Source organism: Oceanospirillum sp., assembly GCF_982874595.1.
The window spans coordinates 53,565-69,754 of sequence record NZ_CEYNZH010000015.1 but is presented as its reverse complement, the minus strand read 5'-3'; the positions used below and the strand labels follow the sequence as shown (position 1 = coordinate 69,754).

Genomic DNA, 16,190 nt, shown 5'->3' with positions numbered 1-16,190 from the left:
TATGGGGGTATGCTTTATATTGTTTAAGCAAGTTGACGTAAACGTCATCTTTATAAAGTCGTGTTTCGACCGCTCGCTCTCAGTCGGGTAACTCGCTTTTATAAAGATGATCCATCCCTTCTGACTGAATGACAGGGCCAGCCGGGGATTGATCTTTCAGCGTAATAATGAAAACAGCAGCATTTAAACAACAGCGCTTAAAACAATAACGACAGCCAATGGTATGAATTATGGATTTTAATCTTTCAGAAGATCAGATCGCCTTCCGTGATGCCGCGCGGTCTTTTGCTCAGAATGAGATGGCTCCACATGCAGCTCAATGGGATGCCGAGCATATTTTTCCGGTGGATGTGATCAAGAAAGCCGGTGAAATGGGATTCTGTGGAATCTACGTACCGGAAGAGGCGGGCGGCATGGGTCTTAGCCGTCTGGATGCCAGCGTGATTATCGAAGAGCTGGCGATGGGCTGCACCTCAACCACCGCTTATATCACCATTCACAACATGGCCACCTGGATGATCGCAAGCTTTGCGGCGGAAGATCTGCGTGATGAGTTTGCGCCACCCATGGCGATGGGTGAGCTGCTGGGTTCCTACTGCCTGACCGAGCCGGGTGCCGGTTCTGATGCGGGGTCTCTGCGTACGTCTGCCCGTCGTGACGGTGATGATTACATCCTGAATGGCAGCAAAATGTTTATCTCCGGCGCCGGCAGCACCGATGTACTGGTGGTGATGGCCCGTACCGGTAGTCAGGAAGATGGCGCGAAAGGGATCTCTGCTTTTGTTGTACCGGCGGATGCTGAAGGCATTCACTACGGTAAGGCAGAAGAGAAGATGGGCTGGAACAGTCAGCCAACCCGCCTGATCACTTTTGAAGATGTGCGTGTACCGGCCCGTAATATTCTGGGCAAAGAGGGTGATGGTTTCAAAATCGCCATGAAGGGGCTGGATGGCGGTCGTATCAATATCGCGACCTGTTCTCTCGGCGCGGCTCAGGCGGCTGTTAACGATACCCAGCGCTACATGCAGGAGCGTGAACAGTTCGGCAAGCCGCTGGCAAGCTTCCAGGCGCTGCAGTTCAAGCTGGCGGATATGGTGACTCAGTTGGTGGCATCCCGTCAGATGGTGCGCCTTGCAGCATCCAAGCTGGATGAGAAAGACGGTGAGGCAACACTTTACTGTGCCATGGCGAAACGCTTTGCCACAGATGCCTGTTTTGATGTGACCAACGATGCGATTCAGCTGCACGGTGGTTACGGTTATATCAAGGAATACCCTCTGGAGCGCTACATGCGTGATGCCCGTGTGCATCAGATTCTGGAAGGTACTAATGAAATTATGCGTTTAATTATTTCTCGCCGGGTCATGATGGACGGCGTTCTGGAGGTTATTCGATGAGCCATTCAAGTGTTAAATCTACAACTGAAAAACTCCTGTTAGATGTTCAGGGTAATACTGCAATCCTGACGATCAATAACCCTCCTGCGAACACCTGGGATGATGAGTCTCTGCCTGCTCTGAAAAAGCTGATCGAAGACCTGAATGCCGATCTGGATATCTATGCGTTGGTGGTGACCGGTCAGGGCGAGAAATTCTTCTCTGCCGGTGCGGATCTGAACAAGTTCGCCGATGGCGATAAAGCCGTGGCCCGTCAGATGGCGCGTATTTTCGGTGAAGCCTTTGAAACGCTACAGGAGTTCCGTGGTGTTTCTATCGCGGCGATCAATGGCTACGCCATGGGTGGTGGTCTGGAGTGTGCGCTGGCCTGTGATATCCGTATCGCAGAAGAGCAGGCTCAGATGGCGCTGCCGGAAGCCGCTGTGGGTCTGCTGCCCTGTGCCGGTGGTACTCAAAACCTGTCCTGGCTGGTGGGTGAAGGTTGGGCGAAGCGCATGATCCTGTGCGGTGAGCGTGTTACCGCTGAGAAGGCTGAGAAGATCGGTCTGGTGGAAGAAGTGGTTGCTAAAGGTGACGCACTGGCGACGGCTATCGCGCTGGCTGAGAAAGTGGCGAAACAAAGCCCTGTAGCCGTGACCGCCTGTAAGAATCTGGTACATAACGCCCGTGGTAATAACTCCCTGGCTGTGGGCTGCATGCAGGAGCGTGAGCTGTTTGTTGATCTGTTTGATACTCAGGACCAGAAAGAAGGCGTGAATGCGTTCCTTGAGAAGCGTAAACCGGAATGGAAAAACGCCTGATACCTGTATCGGCGTGATGTTATTCAGCGGTTTTCGCTTTCTTAGCGGTCACAATATCTGAGGGATCTTTAATGTCTGATGCACCTGTAATTTTTGAAGAGCTGGCGACACGGGACGGTCATCTGATCGGTGTGGCCACGCTTAACGCTCCGAAAGCGCTTAACGCTTTAAGCCTTGAGATGATAGAGGCGATGTATCCGCAGTTTCTGGCCTGGCAGCAAAATGATCAGGTAAAAGCCGTTTGGCTGCAGGGCGCGGGTGATAAAGCGTTTTGTGCCGGTGGTGATATTGTTCAGCTGTACAACTCTATGGTTGAGCATCCGGGTGGTCCGAACCCGTACGCAGAAAAGTTTTTCACGGACGAGTACCGTCTGGATCACCTGATTCATACCTACAGCAAGCCGTTCATCCTGTGGGGCAACGGTATTGTGATGGGTGGCGGTTTGGGTCTGATGGCCGGAGCCAGTCATCGTGTGGTAACCGAGTCGGCCCGTATTGCGATGCCGGAAATTACCATCGGTCTCTATCCGGATGTGGGCGGTAGTTACTTCCTGAATCGTATGCCGGGCCGTACCGGTCTGTTCCTGGGGTTGACCGGTGCCAACATCAATGCGGCTGATGCGCTGTTTGTTGGGCTGGGTGATCGTTTTTTGTCCCATGATCGCCGTGAAGCAACCTTTGACGCGCTGAAAGCTGCGGACTGGTCTGCCGATGCGGAAACCGTTGTCAATCAGGTGCTGCGTCAGCAGGAGTCACAAAGCCTTGAAGCGCTGCCTGCGTCACCGGTTCGTGAGCATTTTGATCTGATTCAGCAGCTGACCGATGCCGATGATGTGGCAACTCTGGTTAAGCAGATCACCTCTGTTAAGACGGAAGACAAGTGGTTGTCCCGGGCAGCTGGAACGCTGGCTGCAGGTTCGCCAACGGCGATGCAGCTGATCGTGCGTCAGCTTAAAGCAACCCGTCAGATGTCGCTGGCTGAGGTGTTCCGCTCAGAGCTGAATCTTTCGGTGCAGGCGACCTGTAAAGGCGAGTTTGCCGAAGGGATTCGTGCTTTGCTGATCGATAAAGATCGTGAGCCGAAATGGCACAGTGCTGATGTGGCTGCGGTGGAGACCGAGTGGCTCGACAGCTTCTTTGAGCCTCTGTGGGCTGAGGGGCAGCACCCGCTGAATGATCTTTAATCAGCGCCCGTTATAAGTTTCGATGGCGGGGCGGTGCTGATGCGCTGTTCTGCCCATACTACCGAGCTAACAGTTAAAACAATCTACAAATCAAAACAATCAAAACAAGAACAAATGGAGATTACAGATGGCTAAGATCGCATTTATCGGTTTAGGCAACATGGGCGGCCCTATGGCTGTGAATCTGGTTAAAGCGGGTCACGAAGTGACCGTATTTGATCTGGTTCCTGCCGCTGTAGAGGCAGCTGTTGCAGAAGGTGCTCAGTCTGCTGCATCGGCAGAAGCTGCAGCAACCAGCAAGGACTTTGTTATCTCTATGCTGCCGGCTCAGCAGCATGTTGAAGGTCTGTATATCGATCAGGCTGGCCTGCTGGATATCGTTGATAAGAACACTGTGATCATCGATTCCAGTACCATCGCAGCAGAGTCAGCTCAGCGTGTGGCGGCAGAAGCGGAAAAACGTGGCATCAAGATGGTCGATGCGCCGGTATCCGGTGGTGTTGGTGGTGCTAAGGCCGGCACGCTGTCCTTTATCGTGGGCGGTACTGAAGAAGCCTTTGGGCTTGTTAAGCCGATTCTGGAAGCGATGGGTAAGAACATCTTCCATGCGGGTGCTTCCGGTGCGGGTCAGGTGGCTAAAGTGTGTAACAACATGCTGCTGGCGATTCTGATGGCGGGTACGACCGAAGCGATCGGTATGGGTGTTAAGAACGGTCTGGATCCTGCGGTTCTTTCAGACATCATGTCGAAGAGCTCCGGTAACAACTGGGCGCTGCAGGTGTACAACCCGTATCCGGGCGTAATGGAAGGTGTACCTTCCTCTAACAACTATCAGGGCGGCTTTATGGTTGACCTGATGGCGAAAGATCTGGGTCTGGCGTTTGATTCTGCGGTGAAATCCCGCTGCAGTATCCCTATGGGTTCAATGGCGCGCAACTTGTTTGCGATGCATGCGGCAAACGGTAACGGCTCTCTGGACTTCTCCAGCATCCAGAAGATGTTTGCTGATCTGGACTAAGAGATCCCAAGCTCTGTATCACTTTGGGCTAGCGCTATTGTCGAAAATCTAGGCATGGTGGCTTCTTCAAAGCGGGTATAGGGCTTTTCTTTTGTAATGTCTTTATGCCTGATATCTTCATCAGGTGGCCCGAACAGGCGTTTGGGCAGTTTATTCCGCTAACCGGCGGATAACCGCTTCTCGGAAGCGATCGAAAACCGATTCAGTAACAAAGCAGTTTTAGTTAATAAAAATAAGAAGTACTGAGAACTGATCCTGAATCTGAGGTTTTTAGGAAATTTTGAAAACATCGGATCCTGTGATTCAAATTTTCAGTCATGTTTGCCGCAATAAGTTTGCCCGGGCAATCCCCGAGGTAAAACAATAACAAATGGATGGCCGATATGAGTTATGCAAGTGAATATCAGCGTTCGCTGAATGAACCGGAAGCATTCTGGAAAGATCAGGCGGACAATATCGCCTGGTTTAAAAAACCGGGAAACATTCTGGAAGCTCTCGACGACGGTACCCACCGTTGGTTTGCCGATGGTGAGCTGAACAGCAGCTATCTGGCGCTGGATTATCAGATTGAACAGGGGCGAGGTGAGCAGACTGCGCTTATCTATGACTCTCCTGCGACCAACTCCAAGAAACAATTCACTTATAACGAACTGCGTGATCAGGTGGCTCAGTTTGCCGGTGCGCTGACCAGTCTGGGTGTGGGCAAAGGCGATGGCGTTATTATCTATATGCCGATGGTGCCGGAAGCCGGTATCGCGATGCTGGCCTGTGCCCGAATCGGTGCGGTGCACTCAGTTGTGTTTGGTGGTTTTGCCCCTCATGAGCTGGCGATCCGTATCAATGATGCCAAGCCTAAGGTCGTGCTGACCGCGTCCTGCGGTATCGAATTTACCAAGGTGATTGAATACAAGCCGCTGGTTGATGCGGCCATGGATCAGGCCGAGCATAAGCCGGAGCGTGTTGTCGTTCTGCAGCGTCCTCAGGCGAAAGCTGAGATGCAGGCGGGTCGTGATCTGGACTGGTATGAGCTGTTTGAACAGTCTTCGCCAGTGGGTTGCACGCCGATGAAGAGTACGGATCCGCTGTATATCATGTACACCTCAGGTACCACAGGTAAGCCGAAAGGGATCGTGCGGGACAATGGCGGTCATGCGGTTGCTCTGTATTACGCACTGCGCAATATCTACAACATGCAGGCCGGTGATGTCTGGATGGGTTGCTCCGATGTCGGCTGGGTTGTTGGTCACTCCTTTATTATGTATGGCCCACTGATGGGTGGCTGTACCACGGTCTTCTTTGAAGGTAAGCCGGTTCGTACGCCGGATGCCGGTACTTTCTGGCGGGTTGTTGAAGAGTACAAGGTGAACGGTATGTTCGCAGCTCCTACGGCGTTTCGCGCGATCCGGAAAGAAGATCCTGACGGCAATCTGTTCCGTCAGTACGATGTTTCCTCTCTTAAACATATTTTTGTCGCGGGTGAAAAGCTCGATTCCCCGACCTATCACTGGCTGCATGAGATCTCTCAGAAACCGATCTACGACCACTGGTGGCAGACTGAAACCGGCTGGCCGGTAACGGCTCCTGCTACGGCTCTGGGTGCGACCGATATCCGTGTGGGCTCTACAAACCGTGCAGTTGCCGGTTATGACGTTCAGGTGCTGGATCCGATGGGACATCAGCTGGGCGCGAATGAGAATGGTGGTATAGCGATTAAACTGCCCTTGCCACCAGGCTGTGCTCAAACGCTCTGGAATGATCATGAGCGTTATCTGAGTTCCTATCTCTCTGACTACCCTGGCTATTATCACACGGGGGATGGTGGTTACATCGACGAAAACGGCTTTGTTTACATCATGGGTCGTACCGATGATGTGATTAACGTCTCCGGTCACCGTCTCTCCACCGGTGAGATGGAGGAGCTGGTCGCCAAGCACCCTGCGGTTGCAGAGTGTGCTGTGATTGGCGTGCAGGAGTCTCTGAAAGGGCAGGTGCCGGTCGGTCTGATCCTGTTGAAAGATGGTGTCGATATTCAGGAAGAGGTGCTGGAGAAAGAGCTGGTTGCCATGATCCGTGAACAGATCGGAGCGATTGCTTGTTTCCAGAGAGCTCTGGTGGTGGACCGTTTACCTAAGACCCGTTCCGGTAAGATTCTTCGAGCTGTGCTGCGCAAGATTGCTAATGGTGAGTCTTATGCGATGCCGTCGACGATTGATGATGAATCTATCCTGCCGGAAATTACCGAGAAAATGGTGAGTGAAGGTTTGGCTCCGGAGCCTTCGCAGGCCTGATTTCAAACTGAGGACAGAAGTAGAACAGGGGCTCTATTTGGCCTCTGGTTCTGCCTGTTCAGGGAAATTGTTTTTTTCAACACACTGTTTTTTAAGTATTATTTTAATTCTTCTTGTGTGACTCATTAGTCTCTTTTTTGCGACAAATGACCGCAGATAGTCACAAGTTTCAAACATTATTAACCATTGGTCTAATAGGTAAAAAAAGGGATTGTACGGGCTTTTTAAACCCTATATGTTACGTTTACGTAAAGGTTATTTTTAATCTTTTCGCTGATCTAACCAGCCGCTGAAGCAAGAGACTTCAGGCAATAAAAACAACAAGGTTGGATGGACTTTGGATCAGCATAAAACAATAACAATACAATTTATGGAGTGTGATCTGTCTGCTGGCAGACGGTGTTACATTCCGGCTACGAGGACTTTGGAATGAGCCAAGATTTTGTGCTGGAAACCCAAGGCTTGATCAAAGAGTTTAAAGGTTTTACCGCGGTTGATGATGTTAATCTTCAGGTTCAGCGCGGTCACATCCATGCTTTGATCGGACCGAATGGAGCAGGTAAGACCACCTGTTTCAACCTGCTGACTAAGTTTCTGACGCCGACTCATGGAAAGATCCTGTTTAATGGCACGGACATTACTCATCAGTCACCGACTGATATTGCCAAAATGGGTATGGTCCGGTCTTTTCAGATCTCCGCTGTATTTCCCCACCTGACGGTTATGGATAATGTGCGTATCGCTCTGCAGCGTAAGCTGGGTACGTCTTTCCATTTCTGGAAATCTGACCGCTCACTCGATGTGCTGAACGACCGCGCTATGGAACTGCTTGAAGAAGTGGATCTGGCTAAATGGGCAGATACCATCACTGTTGAAATGCCTTATGGCCGTAAGCGCGCTCTTGAACTGGCAACCACTCTGGCACTTGAGCCGGAACTGATGCTGCTGGATGAGCCGACTCAGGGCATGGGTCACGAAGATGTTGAGCGTGTGATGGCGCTGATCAAGAAAGTATCTGTCGGTCGTACCATTCTGATGGTTGAGCATAACCTGCATGTTGTTTCCAGCCTGTCTGATCGCATCACTGTTTTGCAGCGCGGCGCCGTGCTGACGGAAGGCCCTTACGAAGAGGTGTCTCAGAACCCTGACGTGCGTGAAGCCTACATGGGGAGTGAAGCAGCATGAGTTTGGAACATAAAAAAGATATTGAACAGCTTCGTATCTCTGATTTGCACGCTTTTTACGGTGAGTCCCATATCCTTCATGGTATTGATATGAAGGTAAACCGTGGCGAGCTGGTAACCCTGCTGGGTCGTAACGGTTCGGGTCGCTCGACCACCCTTAAGTCCATTATGAATATGGTGGGTAAGCGTACCGGTTCTATTATGGTGAACGGTAACGAGACCGTTGGTATGCCTGCTCACCAGATTGCGCATCTGGGCGTTGGTTTTTGCCCGGAAGAGCGTGGCATCTTCTCCAGCCTGAATGTGGAAGAGAACCTGATGCTGCCGCCAACGGTTCGCAGTGGTGGTATGTCTCTGGATGATATATATGAGATGTTCCCAAACCTGTATGAGCGCCGTACCAGCCAGGGTACGCGTCTGTCTGGTGGTGAACAGCAGATGCTGGCGATGGCCCGTATTCTCCGTACCGGTGCCAACCTGTTGCTGCTGGATGAGATCACTGAAGGTCTTGCCCCTGTGATTGTTCAGTCACTGGGCGAGGTACTTCTGAAGTTAAAAGACAAAGGATTAACGATTGTATTGGTTGAGCAGAACTTCCGTTTTGCTGCACCACTGGCTGACCGTCACTACCTGATGGAGCATGGCTCAATCGTTGAAGAGATCGCCAGTCATGAACTGGAAGAGAAAATGGATTTGCTGAACACCTATCTGGGTGTTTAAAAGCGATTCAGCCAAGAGGGCAGAGTCGCGGGCAAACAAAAACAATAAGTGCCTAACCCGGTTTTGCAATAACCGCAATAACCAACCCTAAAACCACAACAACAATAACAACGCGAAAGCGATGGAGTGGACTATGAAAATGCTGAAAAAACTAATGTGCAGCGCAATCGTATCGGCAATGGCGGCGTCTACCGCTGCTCAGGCAGATATCTCCGATAATGAAGTTCGTATCGGTTATCTGGCTGATATGTCCGGTACTTATTCCGCACTGGCAGGCCCGGGTGGTCTTGAAGCCGCTAAGATGGCTATCGAAGACTTCGGTGGCAAAGTTAACGGCAAGAAAATCACTATTGTAAGTGCTGATGATCAGAATAAGCCTGATATTGGCGCTAACAAAGTACGTCAGTGGATTGACGTTGAAAAAGTCGACATGGTTGCCGGCATGGTATCTTCTGCCGTAACTATCGCGGTAAACAAGGTTGTTGAAGCGAAAGATAAGGTTTCAATTGTATCGGGTTCCGCGTCTTCCTCTATTACCAACCAGTACTGCACACCTAACTCTGTGCACTATGTTTACGACACCTATGCGTTAGCTCACGGTACGGGCGAGGCGGTTGTAAAAGAAGGTGGGGATTCCTGGTTCTTCCTGACGGCTGATTATGCTTTTGGTCATGCGATGGAAGCTGACGTAACCGAAGTTGTTAAAGAAAGCGGCGGTCAAGTTATCGGTGGTGTTCGCCATCCTCTTGCCACGAATGATTTCTCCTCTTTCATTCTTCAGGCTCAGGCATCCGGCGCTAAGATTCTGGGTCTGGCTAATGCGGGTGCGGATACCACTAACTCGCTGAAAACCGCTAAAGAGTTCGGTGTTGTACAGGCAGGTCAGAAAATTGCTGGTCTGCTGATCTTCCTGAACGATGTACACAGCCTTGGTCTGGAAACCACGCAAGGGCTGCAGCTGACAACCGGTTATTACTGGGATCGTACGCCTGAAACCCGTGCATGGTCTAAGCGTTACTTTGATCGTACCGGCAAAATGCCAACCATGGTTCAGGCGGGTATCTACTCTTCAATGATGCACTATCTGGAAGCTGTTAAGGCAGCTAACAGTGATGCATCTTCCGCTGTAATGGCTCAGATGAAGAAAGCGCCAATTAATGACTTCTTCGCGCAAAACGGTCGTATTCGTGATGATGGTCGTATGGTTCACGATATGTATCTGGCTGAAGTTAAGAAGCCTTCCGAATCAACCGGTGAATGGGATCTTTACAAAATCCTGCGCACTATCCCAGCAGAGAAGGCATTCCGCCCTCTGGCTGAGTCTAAGTGCAAGCTGGTTGCAGGTCGCTAATATCGCGTGACCTCACTGTGACGGGCTGTTCTGAGGCCCGTCACGCTCAAGCCTTCATCTGCTTGGGTGTATAGCTTCTCCGGTTTTTCTATGTGTTTCCGGTTTATTGAACAATAAGAATAACGACACCTGTGTTTCTAGGGTGGCGCCTTTTCAAGAGCGTTAAAGGGTTTTGTTATGGCAGAGTTACTGGGTTTTCCGCCGCAGGTTTTATTTGGCCAGCTGTTGATCGGTCTGATTAACGGATCTTTCTATGCACTGCTGAGCCTGGGTCTGGCTATTATTTTTGGCCTGTTAAACATTATTAATTTCGCACACGGTGCTCAGTATATGCTGGGTGCATTCGTCGCCTGGTTAGGCCTCAAGTTTCTGGGTGTCAACTATTGGGTAGCGTTAGTACTTGCGCCTTTGGTGGTTGCTGCAATCGGTATCGCCATCGAAAAAACCATGTTGCGCCGTCTTTACAAAGAGGACCACCTTTACGGTCTGCTGCTGACCTTTGGTTTGGCACTGATTATTGAAGGCTCCTTTATTCACTTTTTTGGTGTTTCAGGTCAGCCGTACTCTGCACCTGAGCTGCTGCAGGGCGGTAATAATCTGGGCTTTATGTTCCTGCCAACCTACCGCGCCTGGATTATTGTTGCCTCACTGGTGATCTGCTTCGGCACCTGGTACATGATCGAGCGTACTAAGCTGGGCGCATATCTGCGTGCAGGTACTGAGAATCCACAGTTGCTGCAGGCCTTCGGTATTAATGTGCCGTTACTGATTACGCTGACTTACGGATACGGTGTGGCATTGGCTGCTTTTGCTGGTGTTCTGGCAGCCCCGATCTACTCGGTGAGCCCTGTGATGGGGTCAAATCTGCTGATTGTTGTATTTGCTGTTGTTGTGATTGGTGGCATGGGATCGATCTTCGGGGCGATTGTCACGGGGCTGATGATGGGACTGATCGAAGGTCTGACTAAAGTTTTCTACCCGGAAGCTTCGACAACGGTGATCTTCCTGGTGATGATTATTGTACTTCTTGTACGTCCGGCCGGACTGTTTGGTAAGGAGGCTTAAATCATGACGACTCAAGCACTGAACAGTGGCGCGACAGGTAAAACTATGAATAAAACAAAACTGTCTTTTATGCTTCTTCTGATGGTGGGTTTGGTTGCACCTTTCGCCATCTATCCGGTTTTTCTGATGAAGCTCCTTTGCTTTGCGCTGTTTGCCTGCGCATTTAATCTGATGCTGGGCTATGGTGGTTTGCTTTCTTTCGGACACGCTGCATTTCTGGCAACCGGTGGCTATATCACGGGCCATACCATTATGCAGTGGGGGCTTACCCCTGAGCTGGGTGTTCTTGTGGGGACTGCGTGCTCAGCGGTTATGGGCTTCATCTTTGGTAAGTTGGCGATCCGCCGCCAGGGTATCTATTTTGCGATGATCACGCTGGCGTTGTCTCAGCTGGTCTTCTTCCTCTATGTTCAGGCGCCTTTCACCGGTGGTGAGAATGGTCTGCAGGGGATTCCACGGGGTAAGTTGTTTGGTCTGTTCAGTCTTGAAGGCAACCTGCCAATGTATTACTTCGTGCTGGCGGTTTTCGTTATCGGTTTTGCGATCATTTACCGTACGATTCATTCTCCATTCGGCCAGATCCTGAAAGCGATTCGTGAAAATGAGCCGCGCACGGTATCTCTGGGCTACGATGTCGATAAATTCAAGCTGGTTGCTTTTGTTATCTCGGCAGCGCTGGCGGGGCTGGCGGGTTCTACCAAGAGTCTGGTTTTCCAGCTGGCCTCCCTGACGGATGCGCATTGGCACATGTCCGGTGAGGTTATCCTGATGACTTTGCTGGGCGGTGTGGGCACCATCTTTGGTCCAATCGTTGGTGCGACGACAGTTGTGACTTTGCAGAATTATCTGTCTCAGGGTCCTCTGTCTTCCTGGGTACCGGTGATTCTGGGTCTGATTTTTGTGATCTGTGTACTGCTTTTCCGAAGTGGTATTGTTGGGGAGATCCAGAAATTTATGAAAAAGAATTTTAACTAAGTCCCCATAGCTTTTTGTATTGCACACTTTTTAAGTGCCTGTGAGCCTGTACGCTTTGTACAGGCTTTTTTTATTAATGGTTCGGGCTGCGATGACCGTCGTATTTTTAGTGAATGAGACAAGTTAATGAATGAAGGAGTACCTTTGATGAGTGATGTCTTGTTGTATCAGCAGGAAGGTTCAGTTGTAACGCTGACCATGAATCAGGATGAGACTCGCAATGCGATCTCATCCGATGCGATGATTGATGCCTTTGAAGCGGCCGCCAGAAAGATAAATCGTGATGATAGTGTCTCAGTTGTCGTACTTACCGGAGCTGGTAAGGCTTTTTCATCCGGTGGCAATGTTAAAGATATGCACGAGAAAGAAGGTATGTTTGGCGGTTCTCCGGTTGAGCTTCGAGAAGGTTATCGCCGGGGTATTCAACGCATCCCGCTGGCGATGAATAACCTTGAAGTGCCTCTGATTGCGGCCGTTAATGGCCCGGCAATCGGCGCAGGCTGCGATCTGGCGATGATGTGTGACATCCGCATAGCCTCCACAAAAGCTAAGTTTGCAGAGAGCTTTGCCAAAATAGGCATTATTCCTGGTGATGGTGGGGCTTGGTTTCTGCCGCGGGCCATAGGAATGTCCCGTGCCTGTGAAATGGCGTTCACCGGGGAAGCGGTAGATGCCGATACCGCGTTAAGCTGGGGCATGGTTTCTCAGGTTGCCGAGCCGGAAGAGCTAATGACTGCGGCCTATAAAATGGCTGAGCGTATAGCCGTCAATCCTCCCCGGGCATTGAGAATGACCAAGAAATTGTTGAAAGAGGGGCAGAAAGTATCACTGGAGACCTTGTTGGAACTCTCTGCATCTATGCAGGCATTAGCTCATCATACGTCGGATCATGGCGAAGCGGTTGCTGCTATGCTTGAAAAAAGAGAACCCAGATTTACCGGGCACTAAATATCAGACGTTTGGCGTAAATCGGTACAAATCCTGAAAAACTAACCGTTAAAAATATCAGTTTAGATATTCTTTTTATGGCGTGGATTTGTGATAATCCACGCCCCTTGGAACATAATAAGCATCTTCAGGCTTGTATCGTCTGAAAACTGGTTTTTTAATGAAAGAAACTACATCCCGTAACTGGGCTTTTCTTATTCTGATTATTGGTCTTAGCTTCTCTTTGGGAGCGGCCTGGCTACTGCATTTCTCAGAACAGGAACAGCTTAGAAATCGTTTTGTAAAAGATGTTACGGACCGTAGTGCGGTATTCAGCCGCGAGCTAAACACGTCACTTGAGGCTCTCTATACCCTCCGGACACTATTTATTGCTCAAGCGATTCCCCGTCAGGATGATTTTGAATTCGTTGCCAGTAATAGTCGGGCTCGTCACAAAGATATTGTGGCCGTTTACTGGATTCCTGAAATCAATACTCAATTGCGCTCTGTTTTCGAAAAAGATGTCGTCGAAGTCAATGGGTTAACTAAGTTCGCAGTGCTTGAACAGAATGCTGAGGGTGAGTTTAAGCATTCTGAACGAAGCCAGGGTGTTCATCGGCCTGTCACTTATTTTCAGGGAGAAAGTACCCAAAAAATGCCTATTGGCATTGATATGGTTGGGAACGACTCCCTTAATCCTCTTCTCGAGCAGGCAAAATCTTCCGGTGAGCTGATTCTTACTTCTGGGCGTATTGAGCTGAGTGACGCGCTGCAGAAGCAAGGGAGCTATCACACCTCGATGGTTAAAGCCGTTCTCTCGATTCCTCTGAGAGGCTATCCGGGGAAGATTGCGGGTTATATTGTTGCAGTGATTGATCTTCGAATCTCATTTGAAGATGCACTCAGTCAGATTCGTGTTTCGGGTATTGATATGAAGCTTTGGGACCAGACCGGAGCGCTGGAACCTACGCTGTTGCATCATCATGTGAGCCGAACCCGACTGGAGATAGATCCGGGCCGCTCAGTGCTTGTCCCTATGCATGTGAGTGTTAATCGACAATGGTTTTTAGAGGCACTACCCACGCATTATTACTTCAAAAGTAAAGCGACGTGGCTGCCGCACCTGATATTTGTTCTTGGTGTCACGCTTACCGGACTTATTTCTTATATTTTTATGCGGGTTTCGCGCAAAAATGCCCGTATCCGACATGAGACTCGGCAGCTGTTGACCTCAAATCAGGAGTTAGCCGAAATCTCCCGAACAGATGCCTTAACTGCGGTAGCCAATCGACGTTACTTTGATGAAGTGCTCGACAAAGAGTGGAAACGCTCTTTGCGCAACCGGACACCTCTGACGTTGATTATGGTCGATATCGACTGTTTTAAGCTTTATAACGACTATTATGGCCACCTTGAAGGGGATGAGTGTATTCACGCGGTTGCTCAGGCATTAAAAGATATGATGTCCAGGCCTATGGATCTGGTTGCCCGCTACGGTGGTGAAGAGTTTGCTATTTTACTTCCGGATACCAACGAGAATGCGGTGATTCTTGCCGAGCAGTGCCGAAAGGTGATTGAACAGCTGCGCCTTCCTCATGCGGCCTCAAAGGTTTCTCCTTATGTCACGGTAAGCATGGGGGTGGCCACGATGAAATCTGAGTTGGAGGGCGATGTGTCTGAGCTGATTCGCCTTGCTGACCGGGCTCTCTATAGTGCTAAAGCCGGAGGCAGGAATCAGGTCGTGCAGGCTGGAGCGGACGTTATGACGCAGGAAATACCTGGTTCGCATCAAGAATCGTCATCCGCAGAGCCATCTGATGAGCGCTAAGCCTAATTTAACAAGCGACCCTGTCGCCTTGTTACTTTTTAAGATGACAGTGCCGGTGATGGGGGGCATTGTCGCCCTGATGCTGTTCAATCTTGTTGATGCTTACTTTATCGCTCAGTTGGGAACAGAAGCTTTGGCTGCTGTTACCTTTACCTTCCCGGTTACCTTTACACTGATCTCATTATCTATTGGTCTTGGTATTGGCACTTCAGCCGTTGTTGGTCGGCTTCTTGGTCAAAAAGCCCATGAACTGGTCAAGCGCAGAACAACTGATTCAGCGTTGCTGGCCATTGTTTTATCTCTATTGCTGACGCTTCTGGGTTGGCTGACTCTAGAGCCTTTATTTCGACTCTTGGGTGTTTCTGACGAGCTGATGCCTTACATCCGGGATTATATGAAGGTCTGGTATCTGGGGACCTTGTTTGTGGTTTTTCCCCGAACGATCAGTAGTGCCCTGAGGGCATCAGGAAACACTCTGATTCCGGGCCTGGCAATGATTGCATCTGCGCTACTCAATGCTCTTTTGGATCCATTGCTTATTTTTGGCTGGGGACCGATACCTGGGATGGGGGTTCAGGGGGCGGCACTTGCCACTCTAATCTCGTGGATGTTACTGACGGTTGCTGTTCTTCTTCTGCCTCAGGTTCGTAATCAACTGCTCACCTTTAGTGCAGTTCGTTTTTGCGACGTTATGGAAAGCTGGCGAGCTATTGGAAAAATTGCCATCCCGGCAATTATTTCCAGCATCCTGACTCCTATTAGTGCAGCGATTTTAACCCGTATCGTGGCAATTTTTGGCACGGAGGCTGTGGCCAGTTTTGGTGTGGGAAATCGAATTGAATCTGTCTCGCTTATCGTTATTCTTGCACTTTCAATGACATTGCCACCTTTTGTCAGTCAGAACCTGGGAGCCAACCAAATTGAACGGCTCTACAAGGGGGTCGTGGGTTGTTTTCTGTTTGCTCTTGTCTGGCAGGCACTTGTCTGGTTGTTACTGGTTGCCTTTCGGTCACCTTTGGTTGGTGCTTTTGCCGATCAGGGTACCGGGTTTGCAGATAACCTGTATGGGTTCCTCTGGCTGGTTCCTCTGGGGTTGGGCTTTCAGGGCGTTATTATTCTTGCCAACTCGACCATGAATGCCCTGCACCAGCCGATGGTTGCACTCAGGTTGAGTATTCTTCGCCTTTTTGTTTTTTATGTGCCTGTTTGTGCATTGGGTGCCTGGTTTTTTGGTCTTTATGGCATTTTTGGCGGTGCTGTCGTTGCCAACGCTATGATGGCTTATGTCTCCTGGTTGACCGTGCGCAAATCGATCCGACAACTCTCTGTTTCAGATCAATAAAATCCTAATCCTTATCCGGTTTTTCCTCCTCTTCTTGTTATTCCCCGTCTTCATTGGATACACTGAAAAGCTGCAAGTCAGATGCGTTTTAGCCAATTAAAGGAAGGAATC

General features: G+C 50.0%; 12 protein-coding genes and 1 pseudogene. All 13 read left to right on the top strand.

Going from position 1 to position 16,190, the window contains the following annotated elements; all coding sequences use genetic code 11:
- Nucleotides 1-230 precede the first annotated feature (230 nt).
- The 13 genes and pseudogenes from AC4GL5_RS09235 (at nt 231) to AC4GL5_RS09175 (ending at nt 16,079) form a co-directional block, all read left to right on the top strand.
- A complete protein-coding gene (locus AC4GL5_RS09235; RefSeq protein WP_490382488.1) occupies nt 231-1,397 on the top strand; it encodes an acyl-CoA dehydrogenase family protein in 1,167 nt (388 codons plus the stop codon).
- On the top strand, nt 1,394-2,197 hold the full coding sequence (locus AC4GL5_RS09230) for an enoyl-CoA hydratase (RefSeq protein ID WP_490382487.1): 804 nt from the start codon (nt 1,394-1,396) through the stop codon (nt 2,195-2,197). Before AC4GL5_RS09235 ends, AC4GL5_RS09230 begins: the two co-directional genes overlap by 4 nt.
- 71 nt (nt 2,198-2,268) lie before the next feature.
- Entirely contained in the window at nt 2,269-3,381 is a 1,113-nt protein-coding gene (locus AC4GL5_RS09225; protein ID WP_490382486.1) for an enoyl-CoA hydratase/isomerase family protein, read from the top strand.
- Nucleotides 3,382-3,475: 94 nt separating this feature from the next.
- Nucleotides 3,476-4,399 (top strand): annotated as a pseudogene (mmsB, locus tag AC4GL5_RS09220) (3-hydroxyisobutyrate dehydrogenase); the annotation flags it as partial.
- Nucleotides 4,400-4,782: 383 nt separating this feature from the next.
- Entirely contained in the window at nt 4,783-6,687 is a 1,905-nt protein-coding gene (locus AC4GL5_RS09215; RefSeq protein ID WP_490382485.1) for a propionyl-CoA synthetase, read from the top strand.
- A 429-nt stretch (nt 6,688-7,116) separates the two neighbouring features.
- Nucleotides 7,117-7,872 carry an ABC transporter ATP-binding protein gene (locus tag AC4GL5_RS09210; RefSeq protein WP_490382484.1) on the top strand — a complete coding sequence of 252 codons (756 nt, stop codon included), beginning with the start codon at nt 7,117-7,119 and terminating at the stop codon, nt 7,870-7,872.
- A complete protein-coding gene (locus AC4GL5_RS09205) occupies nt 7,869-8,591 on the top strand; it encodes an ABC transporter ATP-binding protein (protein WP_490382483.1) in 723 nt (240 codons plus the stop codon). The genes AC4GL5_RS09210 and AC4GL5_RS09205 overlap by 4 nt, the downstream gene beginning before the upstream one ends.
- A gap of 133 nt (nt 8,592-8,724) precedes the next feature.
- Nucleotides 8,725-9,942, top strand: coding sequence for an ABC transporter substrate-binding protein (locus tag AC4GL5_RS09200; protein WP_490382482.1), 1,218 nt, complete (start codon nt 8,725-8,727; stop codon nt 9,940-9,942).
- A gap of 177 nt (nt 9,943-10,119) precedes the next feature.
- On the top strand, nt 10,120-11,007 hold the full coding sequence (locus AC4GL5_RS09195) for a branched-chain amino acid ABC transporter permease (RefSeq protein ID WP_490382481.1): 888 nt from the start codon (nt 10,120-10,122) through the stop codon (nt 11,005-11,007).
- Nucleotides 11,008-11,010: 3 nt separating this feature from the next.
- Nucleotides 11,011-11,982: a branched-chain amino acid ABC transporter permease gene (locus AC4GL5_RS09190; RefSeq protein ID WP_490382480.1), complete on the top strand. Its 972-nt coding sequence runs from the start codon at nt 11,011-11,013 to the stop codon at nt 11,980-11,982.
- Between the two features lie 147 nt (nt 11,983-12,129).
- Nucleotides 12,130-12,930, top strand: a complete 801-nt coding sequence (locus tag AC4GL5_RS09185) for a crotonase/enoyl-CoA hydratase family protein (protein ID WP_490382479.1) — start codon at nt 12,130-12,132, stop codon at nt 12,928-12,930.
- Between the two features lie 160 nt (nt 12,931-13,090).
- Nucleotides 13,091-14,737: a diguanylate cyclase domain-containing protein gene (locus AC4GL5_RS09180; protein WP_490382478.1), complete on the top strand. Its 1,647-nt coding sequence runs from the start codon at nt 13,091-13,093 to the stop codon at nt 14,735-14,737.
- Nucleotides 14,727-16,079 (top strand): MATE family efflux transporter, encoded by a 1,353-nt coding sequence (locus tag AC4GL5_RS09175; RefSeq protein WP_490382477.1) that lies wholly within the window; start codon nt 14,727-14,729, stop codon nt 16,077-16,079. The genes AC4GL5_RS09180 and AC4GL5_RS09175 overlap by 11 nt, the downstream gene beginning before the upstream one ends.
- Nucleotides 16,080-16,190 lie beyond the last annotated feature (111 nt).

What these genes read in the sequence shown, in the direction of transcription:
- AC4GL5_RS09185 (WP_490382479.1), top strand. Translation starts at nt 12,130, where the DNA reads ATGAGTGATGTCTTGTTGTATCAGCAGGAAGGTTCAGTTGTAACGCTG.
- AC4GL5_RS09215 (WP_490382485.1), top strand. Translation starts at nt 4,783, where the DNA reads ATGAGTTATGCAAGTGAATATCAGCGTTCGCTGAATGAACCGGAAGCA.
- AC4GL5_RS09180 (WP_490382478.1), top strand. Translation starts at nt 13,091, where the DNA reads ATGAAAGAAACTACATCCCGTAACTGGGCTTTTCTTATTCTGATTATT.
- AC4GL5_RS09225 (WP_490382486.1), top strand. Translation starts at nt 2,269, where the DNA reads ATGTCTGATGCACCTGTAATTTTTGAAGAGCTGGCGACACGGGACGGT.
- AC4GL5_RS09200 (WP_490382482.1), top strand. Translation starts at nt 8,725, where the DNA reads ATGAAAATGCTGAAAAAACTAATGTGCAGCGCAATCGTATCGGCAATG.
- AC4GL5_RS09210 (WP_490382484.1), top strand. Translation starts at nt 7,117, where the DNA reads ATGAGCCAAGATTTTGTGCTGGAAACCCAAGGCTTGATCAAAGAGTTT.
- AC4GL5_RS09195 (WP_490382481.1), top strand. Translation starts at nt 10,120, where the DNA reads ATGGCAGAGTTACTGGGTTTTCCGCCGCAGGTTTTATTTGGCCAGCTG.
- AC4GL5_RS09235 (WP_490382488.1), top strand. Translation starts at nt 231, where the DNA reads ATGGATTTTAATCTTTCAGAAGATCAGATCGCCTTCCGTGATGCCGCG.
- AC4GL5_RS09230 (WP_490382487.1), top strand. Translation starts at nt 1,394, where the DNA reads ATGAGCCATTCAAGTGTTAAATCTACAACTGAAAAACTCCTGTTAGAT.
- AC4GL5_RS09205 (WP_490382483.1), top strand. Translation starts at nt 7,869, where the DNA reads ATGAGTTTGGAACATAAAAAAGATATTGAACAGCTTCGTATCTCTGAT.
- AC4GL5_RS09175 (WP_490382477.1), top strand. Translation starts at nt 14,727, where the DNA reads ATGAGCGCTAAGCCTAATTTAACAAGCGACCCTGTCGCCTTGTTACTT.
- AC4GL5_RS09190 (WP_490382480.1), top strand. Translation starts at nt 11,011, where the DNA reads ATGACGACTCAAGCACTGAACAGTGGCGCGACAGGTAAAACTATGAAT.